This window comes from Massilia sp. (assembly GCF_032106685.1).
Taxonomy (GTDB): domain Bacteria; phylum Pseudomonadota; class Gammaproteobacteria; order Burkholderiales; family Burkholderiaceae_D; genus Telluria.
In genome coordinates, this window is record NZ_DAMCPG010000007.1 from 106162 (window position 1) to 122230 (window position 16069).

The following is a 16069-nucleotide window of genomic DNA, read 5'->3' on the forward strand; positions in this document are numbered from 1 at the left end:
TGTGATTCCTTCTCTTAGTGCGAATTGGCGAGCGCGGGCTCGAGCGCCTCTGCGGCCCTGGCGTCGCTGACGAAGGTCCACAACACGGCCGATACCGCGAGGCAGCCGCCGCAGATCAGGAACAGCAGGCTCTTGTCGGCCGCGTCCCTGAGCACGTAGCCGACGCCCGTCGTCGCCAGCTGCGGCAGCACCACCGACAGGTTGAACAGGCCCATGAAGAAGCCCATGCGGCGCTTGTCGACCTTTTCGCTCATGATCGCGAAGGGCAGGCTGACCACGGCCGCCCAGCCGATGCCGACCACCGCCATCAGCACGTACAGGCTCGCTGGCGAGCGCGCGAACAGGGCGATCGCAAAATAAGCCAGCGCCATGATGCCGATGCAGATCGCCTGGGTGCGCACACGCCCGATGCGCGCGCCCAGGGGCGCCAGCACCAGCGCGGGCAGCAGGAAGCCGACCACGTTCATCACCGCGAACGAGATCGCGATCACGTGGCCCGACTGCGCCGCCGCCTGTTCGGCCGTGGCGCCGGCGGCGACCACGTGCTGCTGGATGAAGGCGATGATGTAGACGAACATGGCCTGCACGCCGAACCAGCTGAAGGCGTGCGCCGTCCACAGGCGCCACAACTGGCCCCAGTCGGTGCTGGTCGCGGCGGCGGGCGTGGCGGAGGCTGCGGTCTCCGGCGCCAGTTCGCGCGGCTCCTGGACCAGGAACACCGGCAGCACCGAGAAGGCCAGCACGACGATCACGCCGATCGCAATCAGCGCATAGTTGTCGATGAAGGCGCCGATCAGGTAGGCCATCACGCCCCAGAAGCCGGAGATCGTCTGCATCCAGGTGTAGCCGCGCGTGCGCGCCTGGCCTTCCGGCGTGACGTCGGCGATCAGCGAGCGGGTCGGGTTGAAGCTGATGTTGATCGACAAATCGAGCGTCAGCGCGATGATCACGGCCACCACCAGCAGGTTGGTCACGCCCAGCAGGTCGGCCACGACCTCGATGCGCGGCAGCAGGAACACCGAGAGGGCGGCCAGGGTGCCGCCGATCAGGATGAAGGGCCGGCGGCGTCCGCCCCAGAACCAGGTCTTGTCGCTGATGAAGCCGATGATCACCTGCCCCAGGATGCCGGCCAGCGGCCCGGCGGCCCAGACGATGCCGATCTCGTGGATGTCGAGGTAGTACTTGGTGCTCAGTAGCCAGCTGAGGGCGGAAATCTGGATGCACAGCGCAAAACCCATCGCCGTGGCCGGCAAGCTGGTCAACGCGTAGAAAGAATTGCTCAGCCGGCGCTGCATGTCGAGCATGGTGTCTCCGTATCGTTATGTTATTTGACTACAAAAACTACTGTCGAGCCTGTAGACATGCCGATTTTACACCGCGAATGCTGGATTGACACTCGGAAAACGCCATGTTATTTTGCTACAAATTACCCTGCAACCAGCCCGTCCTCCTGGCCTTCCGGACGGGGACGCTTCCCACCGACATCCGCCGCCCCTGCCCAACAGCCGGCCGATGCGCGCATGTGGGGCGTTCGCCACATACAGAGAGTCCGGTTGATGCCGGGCCGCTTGGGGACAAAGATGGAAATGCATACCAACGCGCTCAAGCCGCGCCTGTCGTTCTGGCAGCTGTGGAACATGAGCTTCGGCTTCTTCGGCATCCAGTTCGGCTTCGCGCTGCAGAACGCCAACACCAGCCGCATCTTCTCGACCCTCGGCGCGAATCCGGACGACCTGGCGCTGTTCTGGCTCGCCGCGCCCGTCACGGGCCTCCTGGTGCAGCCGGTGATCGGCTACATGAGCGACAACACCTGGCACCCGAAGTGGGGCCGGCGCCGCCCCTTCTTCTTCATCGGCGCGCTGCTGGCCGCGATCGCGCTGTTCCTGATGCCGAACTCCTCGGCGCTGTGGATGGCGGTGGCCGTGCTGTGGATGATGGACGCCGCGATCAACGTCTCGATGGAGCCCTTCCGCGCCTTCGTGGGCGACAAGCTCGACCCCTCGCAGCAGACCGCCGGTTACGCGATGCAGACCTTCTTCATCGGTTGCGGCGCCGTGATCGCCTCGCTGCTACCGACCATCTTCACCCACCTGGGCGTGTCGAACGTGCCGGTCGACGGCACGATCCCCGACAGCGTGCGCTACTCCTTCTATGCCGGCGCGCTGGTGTTCATGGTCGCCGTCAGCTGGACCGTGTTCACCGCCGACGAACTGCCGCCGCCCGACCTCGACAGCTTCCAGCACGAGCGCAAGCAGGCGCGCAACATCGGCGTGGCGCTGGCCGAGATCGTCGGCGGCTTCGGCAAGATGCCCAAGACCATGGTGCAGCTGGCCTTCGTGCAGTTCTTCACCTGGATCGCGCTGTTCGCGATGTGGATCTACACCGGCAGCGCCATCGCCGACTCGGTCTGGGGCACGCGCGACGCGCAGTCGGCAGCCTTCCAGGAAGCCGGCAACCAGGTCGGCATCATGTTCGCGGTGTACAGCGGCGTGTCGGCGCTGGCCGCCTTCATCCTGCCCGTGTTCGCCCGCGCCACCAGCCGCAAGACCGTGCACTTCACCTGCCTGGCCATCGGCGGCCTGAGCCTGGCGAGCATCGCCCTGATCGATTCCAAGGACATGCTGATGCTGCCGATGATCGGCGTCGGCGTCGCCTGGGCCAGTATTCTCACCATGCCTTACGCGATCCTGGCGGGCTCGCTGCCGGCCAAGCGCATGGGCTACTTCATGGGCCTGTTCAACTTCTTCGTCGTGATCCCGCAGATCGTCAGCGGCCTGCTGCTCGGTTTCGTGACCCGCGAATTCTTCGGCGGCCACACCGTGCAGACCCTGGTGCTGGGCGGAGCGAGCATGCTGCTGGCGGCGCTGCTGACGCTGGCGGTGACGGACAAGGCGCCGAACCAGGATTGAGGTTTCAGCGTAGGGTGGGCACTCCGTGCCCACGCGCTGCGTGCGTCTCTGGCATACATGGCGCCGAATGTTCGCTCGCACGGCTTCCGGCGGCCACGGCTTCCCGGCTTCGGAAAGGTTTCGAGCGAATTCTCTCCGCCGCGGGGGAAGGATACGCAAGTACCGCGTGGGCACGGAGTGCCCACCCTACGAATACCCTGCGCCGCGATTTTTGCTCCTGTCGTATCGTAACGTTTTGCTAACAAACGAGTCCATACACAGGAGCGGAGCATGACGATCAACACCGTGGCGACCACGCCGTTCGCCGGGCAGCGTCCCGGCACCTCGGGCCTGCGCAAGAAGGTCACCGAATTCCAGCAGCCGGGCTACCTCGAGAACTTCGTCGAAGCCATCTTCCTGACCCTCGGCGACCTGTCCGGCCAGACCCTGGTGCTGGGCGGCGACGGGCGCTACTTCAACCGCAGCGCGATCCAGACCATCCTGCACATGGCCGCCGCCCACGGCGTGGCGCGCATCCTGGTCGGGCGCGGCGGCATCCTGTCCACGCCGGCCGTGAGCTGCGTGATCCGCAAGCATGCGGCCTTCGGCGGCATCGTGCTGTCGGCCAGCCACAATCCGGGCGGCCCGGACGGCGACTTCGGCATCAAGTACAACATCGCCAACGGCGGCCCGGCGCCGGAGAAGATCACCGAGGCGATCTTCGCGCAAACGCAAGCCTTGAGCTCCTACCGCATCAGCGACGCGCCGCCCGTGAACCTCGACCAGGTCGGCAAGACCGAACTCGAAGGCATGCGGGTCGAGGTGATCGATCCGGTGGCGGATTACGCCGAACTGATGGGGCGCCTGTTCGACTTCGACGCCATTCGCGCCCTGTTCGCGCGCGGCTTCACGATGCGTTTCGACGGCATGAGCGCCGTCTCCGGACCCTATGCCAGGGCGATCATCGAGGGCATCCTCGGCGCGCCCGCCGGCACCGTGATCAACGCCGAGCCTTTGGCCGACTTCGGCGGCCACCATCCCGACCCGAACCCGGTCAACGCGGCCGAGCTGATCGCCCTGATGAACGGCCCCGACGCGCCCGAGTTCGGCGCCGCGTCCGACGGCGACGGCGACCGCAACATGATCGTCGGGCGCGGCATCGCGGTCACGCCCTCGGACAGCCTGGCCATCATCGCCGCGAATGCCAAGCTGGCGCCGGGCTACGCCGCCGGCATCAAGGGCATCGCGCGCTCGATGCCGACCTCGGCCGCGGCCGACCGCGTGGCCGCGGCGCTGGGCGTGTCCTGTTTCGAGACCCCGACCGGCTGGAAGTACTTCGGCAACCTGATGGACGCCGGCATGGTCACCTTGTGCGGCGAGGAGAGCTACGGCACCGGTTCCGATCACGTGCGCGAAAAGGACGGCCTGTGGGCCGTGCTGTTCTGGCTGAACATCATCGCCGCCACCGGCAAGTCGGTGCCGCAACTGGTGACCGAGCATTGGGCCCGCTTCGGCCGCAACTATTATTCGCGCCACGACTACGAAGCCGTGGACGCCCTTGCTGCCGACGGCATGATGGCCGCGCTGCGCGAAAAACTGCCGACGCTGGCCGGCCAGGCGCTGGGCGGCTACCGCGTCTCGCTGGCCGACGACTTCGTCTACACCGACCCGGTGGACAAGGCGGTCGCCTCGCGCCAGGGCGTGCGCATCGTCATGACCGACGGTTCGCGCATCGTGTTCCGCCTGTCCGGCACCGGCACCGAAGGCGCCACCATCCGCGTCTACCTCGAGCGCTACGAGGCCGATCCGGGCCGCCACGACCTGGAAACGCAACAGGCGCTGTCCGGCCTGATCGCGATCGCCGACGATGTCTCGGCACTGCGCGCCCGTACCGGCCGCGCGCAGCCGAGCGTGATTACCTGATTTCGACCCACCACCACAGGAACCCTGCATGAAACCACCCGCACTTGCCGTCTCGCTGATGATCGCGTTTGCCGCATTCGGCCAGGCCCCGGCCAACGCCCAGGTCCAGGGCCAGCCGGCGCCCTGGTCGGCGCCCGCCAAGCCCTTCGTCTGGGAGAACGCGACCGTCTACTTCCTGCTGACCGACCGTTTCAACAACGGCGACCCCGGCAACGACCTGGCCTACGGCCGGGCGAAGGATGCGGCCAAGCTGCGCGGTTACATGGGCGGGGACCTGGCGGGCATCACGGCCAAGATCAAGGAGGGTTATTTCAACGAGCTGGGCGTGAGCGCGATCTGGATCACACCGCCGGTCGAGCAGATCCACGGCAGCACCGACGAGGGCACCGGCAGGAGCTATGGCTTCCACGGCTACTGGGCGCGCGACTTCACGGCGGTCGACGCCAACCTCGGCACCGAGGAAGACGTGCGCGCCCTGGTCGACACCGCGCACGCGCACGGCATCCGCGTGCTGCTCGACGTGGTGATGAACCACACCGGTCCGGTGACCGACAAGGACCCGGTATGGCCGGCCGACTGGGTGCGGACCGGCCCGGCCTGCACCTACAAGGATGCGCGCACGACCATCGACTGCACCCTGGTGAAGAACCTGCCCGATATCCGTACCGACAGCAACAAGGCCGTGGTCCTGCCGCCGATGCTGGTCGAGAAGTGGAAGAAGGAAGGGCGCTACGAGCGCGAGGTGAAGGAGCTGGACGACTTCTTCAAGCGCACCGGCTACCCGCGCGCGCCGCGCTACTACCTGATGAAATGGCACGCCGACTGGGTGCGCAAGTACGGCTTCGACGGCTTCCGCGCCGACACCGTCAAGCACACCGAGCCGGGCGTGTGGAAAGACCTCAAGAAGGTCGCGAGCGCGGCCTACGAGGACTGGAAGCGCGCCAATCCTTCGAAGAAGCTGGGCGACACGCCGTTCTACATGACGGCCGAAGTCTACAACTATGCAATCGGGCATGGCCACGCGTTCGACCTGGGCGGCATGAAGGTCGACTACCCGGCCCAGGGTTTCGACAGCATGATCAACTTCGCGATGAAGGAGGATGCGACGCAGAGCTACGAGGCCCTGTTCAGCGCCTACTCGAAGGCCCTCAACGGCCCGATGAAGGGGTCCTCGGTGTTGAACTACCTCAGCTCGCACGACGATGGCGCGCCCTATGACCCGATGCGCGAGCGCCCCTACGAGAGCGCCACCAAGCTGCTGCTGGCGCCGGGCGCCGCCCAGATCTACTACGGCGACGAGACCGCGCGCCTGTTGAAAGTGGAGGGCGCCGAGGGCGACGCCACGCTGCGCTCCTTCATGAACTGGGACGAGCTGGCCTCGAACGCCCAGCGCGGCCTGAACCGCGTGCGCGACGTGCGCGAGCACTGGCTGAAACTGGGCCGCTTCCGCCAGGCCCACCCGGCCGTCGGCGCGGGCGTGCACCAGATGATCCAGCACTACCCCTACACCTTCAAGCGCACCTGGGAAACCAAGGACGCGAACGACCGCGTGGTGGTCGCCCTCGACCTGCCGCTCGATAAGCCGACCGCCGTGCCGGTGGCCGGCGTGTTCATGGACGGCCAGACCGTGCGCGACTGGTACACGGGGACGACGGCCGTGGTCAAGGGCGGCAAGGTGCAGTTCCCGGTGACGGCCAAGCTGGCGTTGATCGGGCTGAACTGACCCGGTGGGGCACGTGCACGTCGCACCGCCGGCGTAGGGTGGTCGGCTACACCGGGCGGTGTGCACATCGTTGGCGTGTGCGCCGCCCACGCGTTCAACGCACGTATGACCCATCGCGCTATCGAGCGGAGCCGCTGCCCACGCGCGACTTGAACGCGTGGGCGGCGTCACAGTCCCGGGCATGCACACGCCCGGGTGTAGCCGTCCACCCTACGTCCCTCCGATAGCGGCCCGGTGCATCATGGCTTTCGGTTATCGGCTAGACTTTGTAGCTCCGATAACCCGATCGCCGCTCCCATGACGCTCAACCGACCTTACCGCATCGCCTCGGCCATCGTCCTCGCGCTGGGCGCCGTCACGACCATCCACGCCGCCGACGCATCTACCAAAGAACCCGCCTACGGCCCCGAACTCGAAGGCTTCGACTACCCGGCGCCGGTCAAGCAATTCGACTTCACCTCCCAGGGCGTGAAGCTGCACATGGCCTACATGGACATCGCGCCGATCGGCAAGGCCAACGGCCGCACCGTCGTCCTCATGCACGGCAAGAACTTCTGCGGCGCGACCTGGGAAGGCAGCATGAAGGCGCTGGCAAGCGCCGGCTACCGCGTGGTGGTGCCGGACCAGGTCGGCTTCTGCAAGTCCAGCAAACCCCGGCACTACCAGTACACCTTCCAGCAACTGGCCGAGAACACGCGCGCGCTGCTCGAATCGGTCGGCGTCAAGCAGGCGACCATCATGGGCCACTCCACCGGCGGCATGCTGGCGGTGCGCTACGGCCTGATGTTCCCGCAGCAGACCGAACAGCTGGTGCTGGTCAACCCGATCGGCCTGGAAGACTGGAAGGCGCTGGGCGTGCCTTCGCTGGGCGTCGACAAGTGGTACCAGCGCGAGCTGCAGACCACGGCCGAGCGCGTCCGCAACTACGAGAAGGCGACCTATTACGTCAACCAGTGGAAGCCGGAATACGAGCCCTGGGTGCAGATGCTGGCCGGGATGTACCGCGGTCCGGGCAAGGAGATCGTCGCCTGGAACTCGGCCCTGCTGTACGACATGATCTATACCCAGCCGGTGGTCTACGAGTTTCCGCTGTTGACGATGCCGACCCTGCTCCTGATCGGCCTGAAGGACACGACCGCGATCGGCAAGGACGCCGCGCCCGAAGCGCTGCGCCCGCAACTCGGGAATTATCCGGAGCTGGCGCAGAAGACGGCCAAGGCGATTCCGAAATCGACCCTGGTGACCTTCCCGGACATGGGCCATGCGCCGCAGATGCAGGACCCGAAGGCCTTCCATGAGGCGCTGCTGAAGGGCCTGGCGGCGCCCAGGTAAGCAAGGCGGCAGGGGCGGCTTGCTGTATCATCCCGCCCCTGCAAACGAAAGCCCCACATGCTCATCATCACCATCAGACAGGGCAAGGAAAAATCCATCCTTGCCGGCGATCCCTGGATCTACCTGTCCGCCATCGAGAAGGTCGACGGCAAGCCGCAGGAACGCAACAAGCCGGGCGCCACGGCGATCGTGCAGTCCTCGTCGCGCCGCTTCCTGGCGCGCGCCGCCTATAACGCGAAATCGCAGATCGCTGCCCGCGTCTGGACCCTGCGCGAGGACGAACCGGTCGACCACGCGCTGATCAAGCGGCGCGTGCAGGCCGCCGTGGAGCGCCGCGCTGCTGCGCTGCGCGATGCCGATCCGCAGGCGCTGGTGCAGCTGGTCGACGGCGAACAGGATGGCTTGCCGGGCCTGCTGGTGCACGGCTACGGCGGCGCCGCCGGCTACCTGGTCTGCCAATTCAACGCCGCCGGCGTCGACCTGTGGAAGGTCGCTGTCGTGCAGGCGCTGCTCAAGGCCACGGGCTGCAACAACGTGTTCGAACGCACCGACGAGTTGCTGCGCAAGGGCGAAGGCCTGCCCGTCTTCTGGCGCGCACTGGCGGGCGAGGAGCCGCCGCAGCGGCTGATGGTGCGCGAGGGCGGCAAGCTGGTGCCGATGGATATCCGGACGGGATTCGTGTATCCGCGCTGAAGAGACTGCCGCCGATGGAACGATTATCCGCGTCGCATTGAAAAAAATACAACTAGTATGCTAGCGTGAGGGCTCTCATTCATTGGAGCCACTCATGATCCGCCGTACCGCATTGCTGTCCGCCCTCATGCTTTCCCTCCTGCTGGCAGCCTGCAGCAAGGACAAGGACGAATCCGCTGACGCAGACGAAACCCAGGCGCAGGCGCAGGCGCAGGCGCAGGCGCAGGCAGAGGGCGGCGAACAAGCCGAGACCGACATCCAGGCCGAGGAGCCGCCGCCACCGAAAGCGGATTACTGGAAGGTGGTCGGTCCGCTGGTGGCCGGCGATTACAGCGGCGCCTGCATGCGCAAGCCGGACATGCGCAAGATGGATGCCACGATCACGGTCGGCGCCGACGGCAAGGCCTCTTCCAGCGGCATGGAGCTCGATTTCCGCGAGGCCAGGAAAGTCATGCTGACGCGCCAACGCCAGAAGGACGGCGGCTACGGCGCGATGTTCATGTTTTCCGTCGACGAAGGCAAGGGCGGCGACCTGTTGCTGCAGTCCGCCGAAGGCGGCAAGGGCAGTGCCATCATCAATCGCGATGACATCGGCCTCATGTGCAGCGAAGTCGGCGGCATCGACAAGCTGAGCGCCAGGCCGCTGCGTGCCGTGTTCTCGGGCCTCCTGGACGCGAAGCGGCAGACGGTCAGCTGCCTCGACAACAAAAACCTCCTGGTGCGCCGCGACACCGACGTCGAGATCGACGGCGACGTGCTGCAGATCGGCGGCACGAAGTTCGACATCGCGGGCGCGGAGACCGAGATGTTCACCTTCGACGATGCCGGCCGTACGATGGCGCTGAGCCTGCTCATGCCGGACAAGCAGACGATTGCCCTCGGCTACGACGGCGCCGGCAAGCTCACCAGCGTGACTGTGCTCAACGAACTGGAACGTTCCTACTCCTGCGAGCCGAAAAGGGAGGGCTAGCGCGCCTGCCGGGCAGCGATGCAGGGCCTGGCCGCAGATACCCATCTGGTAGCAATCAAACAATGCTATCCTGTATGGCTCCAGAGGTATCCCAGCAGTCATGAAATGAGCACCGTACCAGACACCGAACACAAGAACAGCCGTGCTTCCTACGCCGACGGCCCGCGCCTGCTGGCCGACATCGGCGCCACCCATGCCCGCTTTGCGCTCGAGACGGCGCCCGGCGTGCTGCGCCAGACCGCGGTCCTGCGCTGCGACGACTACGGCGGCATCGTCCCGCTCTTGACCGCCTATCTCGGCGAGCATGGCGGCGAGCGCATCGCGCACGCGGCCTTTGCGATGGCCAACCCGATCAGCGGCGACCTGGTGCGCATGACCAACCGCGACTGGCAGTTCTCCACCGACGAGGTGCGCAGGACCATGGGCTGGTCGACCCTCCTGATCGTCAACGACTTCACCGCGCTGGCGATGGCGCTGCCTGGCCTCGGCGCCGGCGACGTGCTGCAGGTCGGCGGCGGCAAGCCGGCGCCGCATGCGGTGGCCGGCGTGCTCGGCGCCGGCACTGGCCTGGGCGTGTCGGGCGTGATCCCGACCGCGGACGGCTTCATCACCCTCGGCAGCGAGGGCGGCCACGTGAACTTCGCGCCAAGCGACGAGCGCGAGTTCGCGATCCTGCAGTACGCCTGGCGCGAGTGGCCGCACGTCTCGAACGAGCGCATCCTGTCCGGTCCCGGCATGGAGCTGGTCTACCGGGCGCTGGCCGAACGCAACGGCATCGATGCACCGGCGCGCACGGCGGCGGAAATCGTCGCCTGCGCGCTCGAGGACAAGGATGCGCTCTGCCTGGAAGTGCTCGAATGCTTCGCCGGCATGCTCGGCGGCGCGGCGGCCAACCTGGCGGTGACGCTGGGCGCTTTCGGCGGCATCTTCATCGGCGGCGGCATCGTGCCGCGCATCGCGCAGTGGTTCGCCACGTCCCCGTTCCGCGCGCGCTTCGAGGCGAAAGGGCGCTTCAGCGATTACCTGGCCGCGATTCCGACCTACGTCATCATGACGCCGAACCCGTCACTGCGCGGCGTGTCGACGATCCTGTCCGAACACCTGCGCGGGCGCAGCGGCGCGAACACGCTGATGGAGCGCGTCCAGCACCTGCAGCACGAGCTGTCGCCGGCCGAGCAGCGGGTGGCCAGCCTGGTGCTGGAGCATCCGAGGAAGGTCTTGTCCGAGCCGATCGCCGAGATCGCGCGCCTGGCGGACGTCAGCCAGCCGACCGTGATCCGGTTCTGCCGCTCGCTCGGCTTCCAGGGCCTGGCCGAATTCAAGCTGAAGTTCGCCGGCAGCCTGACCGGCTCGATCCCGGTGCGCCACAGCCAGGTGCGCATGAGCGACAGCACCCACGATTTGTCGGCCAAGGTGATCGACAACACGGTCTCGGCCATCCTGAAATTCCGCGACGGGCTCGACGTGCACGCGATCGACCGCGCCATCGAGATGCTGCGCCGCGCGAACAAGGTCGAGTTCTACGCCATGGGCAATGCGCGCGTGGTGGCGCTGGACGGCCAGCATAAATTCTTCCGCTTCCGCATCCCGACCACGGCCCACGGCGACGCCCACCTGTTCCAGCTGGCGGCCGAACTGCTCAAACCGAACGACGTGGTGGTCGCGATCTCGACGGCGGGCCAGGCGCCCGAGCTGCTGGCGGCGGTCGACGCCGCGCGCCATGCCGGCGCCAGCGTGATCGCCATCACCAGCAGCAAGTCGGCGCTGGCGAAGAAGGCCAACGTCTGCCTCGCGGTCGACCATACCGAGGACAGCACCACCTTCCTGTCGATGATCTCGCGCATCCTGCAACTGCTCCTCATCGACATCATGGCGGTCGGGATCTCGCTCGGCGCCCAGGCGGAGCAGGATGGCGATATCGAGAAGCGCAAGCTGCTCATTTCGCACCTGGACGTGTGACGCCGTGACGATCACCCTGCGCGACGTCACCGAAGAAAACTTCGAGACGCTGATGGACATGGAGCTGCCCGCGCACCAGCGCGACCTGCTGCACACGAACGCCTATTCGATCGCGCAGGCGAAGTTCTACGACTGCCTGGTGCCGCGCGCGATCTACCAGGGCGAGCGTGCGGTCGGCTTCGCGATGTACAACCGCGCCGACGACGGCCGGCCCGGCCACTACGGCATCTACCGCTTCATGGTCGACTTCGCGCTGCAATCGCAGGGCATCGGCCGGCGCGCGATGGAACTCCTGCTCGAGGAAATCAAGGCGGCGCCGGACGTCGAGGTCATCAACATCTGCTACCACCCGCACAACGCGCGCGCGGGCGTCTTCTACCGGAGCTTCGGCTTCGTGGAGATCGGCATCGACTGCAACCAGGAGATGGTGGCGGAGATCCGGCTGCGTTAGCCGCAGTTCATATTCACGGCTCCAGCAGCACCTTCAGCATGCGCTGCGGGTTGGCGATGAAGTCGTGCATGACGCGGTAGTGCTCGGTGTCCTCGTACCCCACCTTGCGGATGCCCTGCGCACCGCATTCGTAGATCGATGCGTGCGGGTAGGCCATCAGGATCGGCGAGTGGGTCGCGATCAGGAACTGGCTGCCGTCCTGGACCAGGTCGTGCAGGCGGCTGAGCATGGCGAGCTGGCGCTGCGGGGAAAGGGCGGCTTCCGGTTCGTCGAGGACGTAGAAGCTGTTGCCTCCGAATCGCTCCATGAACAGGCTCAGGAAGGCTTCGCCGTGCGACTGCTCGTGCAGAGACTTGCCGCCGTAAGCAGCGAGGAGGCCGCCTCCCGTGCCTTCATGGTCCAGCCGCTCGATCTCGGTACTGACGTTGAATAAGCTTTCCGCGCGCAGGAAGAAGCCGTCGCGCGGCAGCGCGATGCCCCGCACCAGGCGCAGGTGCGCGTGCAATCCGGAATGCGATTCGCGCGTCGCGAAACGGAAGTTGCGGCTGCCGCCTTCCGCATTGAAGCCCATCGCCACGGCGATCGCTTCGAGCAGGGTGGACTTGCCCGAGCCGTTCTCGCCGACGAAGAAGGTCACTTGCGGATGCAGGGGCAACCGGCCCAGCGCGCGCACCACCGGCAGGGAAAACGGAAAGCTGCCCGCATGCGCCTCGGCCGAGGGCTTGAGGCTGACTTCCGACAGGTAGGGGCGCGTTCTCATCGTGTATTCCGAAGCCTTGGAAGCTGTCCCGGCGGGCGCCGGCGCGAAGGCGTATTGTAGCGGCAGTCCGACCCTCGATGGTCAGGAACACCGGCGCCGGGCATGGCCGGAGGGCGCGCGCGGGCGCGGCCGCGAGAGCTTGTTGTCGCATTCCTTTGTTAGTCAAATAACAATCAATGCCGCCTGCATGAAATAGAATGTCTTGGACATCCGCTGGTCGTCGGCTGCGGCGATCCTTCATTTTATGCAAAGGCAGCCATGAATCCCGATATTGAACGTGTTCCCACCGGCATCCCGGAGCTGGATGCCATCCTGCGCGGCGGCCTGATCCGCCAGCGGGTCCACCTGATCGAAGGCCGGCCCGGCACCGGGAAAACCACTTTGGGCCTGCGTTACCTGATCCATGCCGCATCATTGGACCAGCGCTGCCTGTATGTCACCTTGTCCGAAAGCCGGGAAGAGCTGCTGGCCACCGCGAACAGCCACGGCTGGTCCCTGGACGGCATCGCCATCGAGGAAATCATGCCCCTGCCGCCGGACACGGCGTCCGCGCAGACCATCCTGCTGCCGACCGATACCGAACTGTCGGCCCTGGTGAGCCGCATCGCCGACACGATCGGCGCCAGCGGCGCCGTGCACGTCGTCATCGACTCGATGGTCGAGGTGCGCCTGCTGGCGCGCGACAGCGCGCACTACCGGCGCCAGATCATCGACCTGCGCCAACGGCTCTCCGCGCTCGGGGCCACGGTCATGATGCTCGACGACCTCACGGCCGATGGCCGCGAATACGAACTGCAGAGCGCCGTGCATGGCGTGGTGACGCTCGAGCAGCTCGAGCGCAGCTTCGGGGCCGCGCGCCGGCGCATGCGCGTCGTCAAGCTGCGCGGCGGCGACTTCCAGAGCGGCTGGCACGACTACGCGATCAAGAAGAGCGAGATCCTGGTCTTCCCGAGCCTGATCGCCCAGGAACACCGGCGCGACGACGATGCCCTCGACATCGCCAGCAACGTCGCCAATCTCGACCGCCTGGTCGGCGGCGCGCTCACCGCCGGCAGCTCGACGATGATCGTCGGCCCGTCGGGCGTCGGCAAATCCACGGTGGCCCTGCAATATGCCTTGTCCGCGGTGCAGAGCGGCTGCCACGTGGGCTACTTCAGCTTCGACGAATCCGAGAGCACGCTGCGCTCGCGCATGGTCGAGCACATGCACCAGGATAGCGCTTCCGACGAGCAGCGCCGCTTCCATCTTCGCCGCATCAATCCCTCGCGCATCTCCCCGGGTGAATTCATCTGGAACGTCAGGCGCATCGTCGAAGACCGCGGCGCGCGCCTCATCATCATCGACTGCATCAATTCCTACCTCGACGTGATCCGGGAAGAGAAGTCGCTGCTGTTGCAGATGAACGAGCTGTTCTCGTATCTGAGCAACATGAACGTGACGTCGATTATCATCGGCGCCCATTCGGCCCGCCTCGATACCTCGAAGGAGCCGGACGCGCTGAGCATCATCACCGACAACATCGTCTCCCTTCGCTACTACGAGCACGACAACGTGGTCTACAAGGCCATCTGCGCCCTGAAGCGGCGCGACGGCCGCCACGAGCACGACGTGCGCGAACTGCGCCTGACCGATGCCGGCATCGAGATCGGCGAACGCATCGGCGTTCCGGTGGACGAGGTGGGAGTGGCGAACCTTGAGACCTGAGGCCCGATTGGCCCGCGTCGTCGTCTTCGCGCCGGTCGAAGGCGACGCGGCTGCGCTCGGCCGCATGCTCGAGGAAGAGGGCGTCGAGGTGCGCACGTGCGCCGACGCTGCCGGTTTCTATGCCTGCCTGGACGAGCAGGCCTGGTGCGCCATCGTCACCGAGGAAGGGCTGGACCGGTGCTCGCTGGAGGGACTGGACGCCAGCCTGCGGCGCCAGCCGCCATGGTCCGACCTGCCGCTGCTGACCCTGGCCGGGCAGCCGGGCGTGCAGGTCGACAGCAACCGCTTCGCGCGCCTGGCGCGCTTCGGCAACGTCACGCTGATCGAACGTCCGACCTCGCGCGACGTCCTGCTGATGTCGATCCGCTCGGCCCTGCGTGCACGCCGGCTGCAATTCGCCGTGCGCGACCAGTGGCGGGCCCTGGAGCGGCATGCCAGCACGCTCGAGGCCGCGGTCAAGGAACGCACCGCCTCGCTGGAGCGCGAGATCGGCGAGCGGCGCCGGGTGGAGACGGCCTTGGCCGAGGCGCGCCGCCTGGAGTCGCTGGGCCGGCTGACGGGCGGCGTCGCCCATGACTTCAACAATATCCTGCAGGTGATCTCGGGTTCGGAAACGCTGTTGCGCATGCTGCTGGCAAAGGACGCGAACGAGCGCCTCGTGCGCGCGCTGGACAGCATCCGCCGCGCGGCCAGCCACGGCGCATCGCTGACCCAGCAGCTGCTGGCGTATGCGCGGCGCCAGCCCCTGAACAACGTCGTCCTCGACCTGCCGCTGTACCTGCACGCATCGGCCGAGATGCTGGCCGGCGCGATCGGTCCCCGGGTGCGCTTCAGCCTGCGCATGGCGCATGACCTGTGGCCGGTCTCCGTCGATCCGGCGCAGCTCGACGCGGCGCTCCTGAACATGGCCGGCAACGCGCGCGATGCGATGCCCGGCGGCGGCAGCCTGGTCCTTGCCGCGGACAACCTGGCATTGCCGGACCCCGGCCTGCCGGAAGCGGCGAGCCTGGCCGGCGAGTATGTCCGCATCACCCTCACCGACGACGGCGAAGGCATGTCCGAAAAAACGGCGCGCCAGGCATTCGAACCCTTCTTCACGACCAAGTCGGTCGGGAAGGGCACCGGCCTCGGGCTGTCGCAGGTCTACGGCTTTGCCAGCCAGAGCCACGGCATCGCGTTCATCCGCCGCGAGCAGGTCGGCACCACGGTCGGCATCCTGCTGCCGCGTAGTGCCGAGGCGGCCGAGGCGGCGGGCGGGGCGCAGGCGGCCGCGCCCGAAGTGCCGGCGCACGCGCTGGCGGGTACACGCATCCTGTGCGTCGAGGACGACCCGGTGGTGGCGGAGACCATGTCGTCGCTGCTGTCCGCGCTCGACGCCGAGATCACGGTGGTCGACAGCGCCGACGCGGCGCTCGAGGCCGACTACAGCGGGATCGACCTGGTGCTGTCGGATGTGATGATGCCGGGCAGTATGGATGGGATCGGCCTGGTCAACTGGCTCGCCAGCCGCCACCCCGGCCTGCCGGTGGTGCTTACCAGCGGCTACATGGTCGACCCGGGGCGGCTGGACACGCTGCACGTCCAGTTCCTGCGCAAGCCCTACACCCTGACGGCGCTGGCGCATGCCATTGCGCTGGCCCTGGAGCGCGGCGGCGCACAGGACTGA

The 16069-nt window shown here is 66.8% G+C and carries 12 protein-coding genes; 10 read left to right on the top strand and 2 right to left on the bottom strand.

Annotated elements, in window-relative coordinates; genetic code table 11:
* Positions 1-14: 14 nt before the first annotated feature.
* Positions 15-1304 (bottom strand): MFS transporter, encoded by a 1290-nt coding sequence (locus RT688_RS06670; protein WP_313704063.1) that lies wholly within the window; start codon positions 1302-1304, stop codon positions 15-17.
* A gap of 276 nt (positions 1305-1580) precedes the next feature.
* Here RT688_RS06670 and RT688_RS06675 point away from each other — a divergent pair, with 276 nt between their 5' ends.
* The 8 genes from RT688_RS06675 to RT688_RS06710 all read left to right on the top strand — a co-directional run bounded on the left by RT688_RS06675 (position 1581) and on the right by RT688_RS06710 (position 11939).
* On the top strand, positions 1581-2909 hold the full coding sequence (locus RT688_RS06675) for an MFS transporter (RefSeq protein WP_313704064.1): 1329 nt from the start codon (positions 1581-1583) through the stop codon (positions 2907-2909).
* A 270-nt stretch (positions 2910-3179) separates the two neighbouring features.
* On the top strand, positions 3180-4811 hold the full coding sequence (locus RT688_RS06680; protein ID WP_313704065.1) for an alpha-D-glucose phosphate-specific phosphoglucomutase: 1632 nt from the start codon (positions 3180-3182) through the stop codon (positions 4809-4811).
* 28 nt (positions 4812-4839) lie between these two features.
* Complete coding sequence (locus RT688_RS06685) at positions 4840-6534, top strand: alpha-amylase family glycosyl hydrolase (protein WP_313704066.1); 1695 nt, start codon at positions 4840-4842, stop codon at positions 6532-6534.
* Between the two features lie 297 nt (positions 6535-6831).
* Positions 6832-7866, top strand: a complete 1035-nt coding sequence (locus RT688_RS06690) for an alpha/beta hydrolase (protein WP_313704067.1) — start codon at positions 6832-6834, stop codon at positions 7864-7866.
* Positions 7867-7923: 57 nt separating this feature from the next.
* The gene (locus RT688_RS06695) at positions 7924-8559 is read left to right on the top strand and encodes an SAM-dependent methyltransferase (RefSeq protein ID WP_313704068.1); all 636 of its coding nucleotides are present in this window, start codon (positions 7924-7926) and stop codon (positions 8557-8559) included.
* Positions 8560-8653: 94 nt separating this feature from the next.
* Positions 8654-9529, top strand: coding sequence for a hypothetical protein (locus RT688_RS06700; protein WP_313704069.1), 876 nt, complete (start codon positions 8654-8656; stop codon positions 9527-9529).
* 105 nt (positions 9530-9634) lie between these two features.
* On the top strand, positions 9635-11488 hold the full coding sequence (gene glk / locus RT688_RS06705; RefSeq protein WP_313704070.1) for a glucokinase: 1854 nt from the start codon (positions 9635-9637) through the stop codon (positions 11486-11488).
* 4 nt (positions 11489-11492) lie between these two features.
* On the top strand, positions 11493-11939 hold the full coding sequence (locus tag RT688_RS06710; RefSeq protein ID WP_313704071.1) for a GNAT family N-acetyltransferase: 447 nt from the start codon (positions 11493-11495) through the stop codon (positions 11937-11939).
* A gap of 13 nt (positions 11940-11952) precedes the next feature.
* Here RT688_RS06710 and RT688_RS06715 read toward each other — a convergent pair whose 3' ends face one another.
* A complete protein-coding gene (locus RT688_RS06715; RefSeq protein ID WP_313704072.1) occupies positions 11953-12699 on the bottom strand; it encodes an AAA family ATPase in 747 nt (248 codons plus the stop codon).
* A 258-nt stretch (positions 12700-12957) separates the two neighbouring features.
* Between RT688_RS06715 and RT688_RS06720 the strand changes: the two genes are divergently transcribed.
* Both RT688_RS06720 and RT688_RS06725 read left to right on the top strand, forming a co-directional pair.
* The gene (locus RT688_RS06720) at positions 12958-14403 is read left to right on the top strand and encodes an ATPase domain-containing protein (RefSeq protein ID WP_313704073.1); all 1446 of its coding nucleotides are present in this window, start codon (positions 12958-12960) and stop codon (positions 14401-14403) included.
* 7 nt (positions 14404-14410) lie between these two features.
* On the top strand, positions 14411-16069 hold the full coding sequence (locus tag RT688_RS06725) for a response regulator (protein WP_313704074.1): 1659 nt from the start codon (positions 14411-14413) through the stop codon (positions 16067-16069).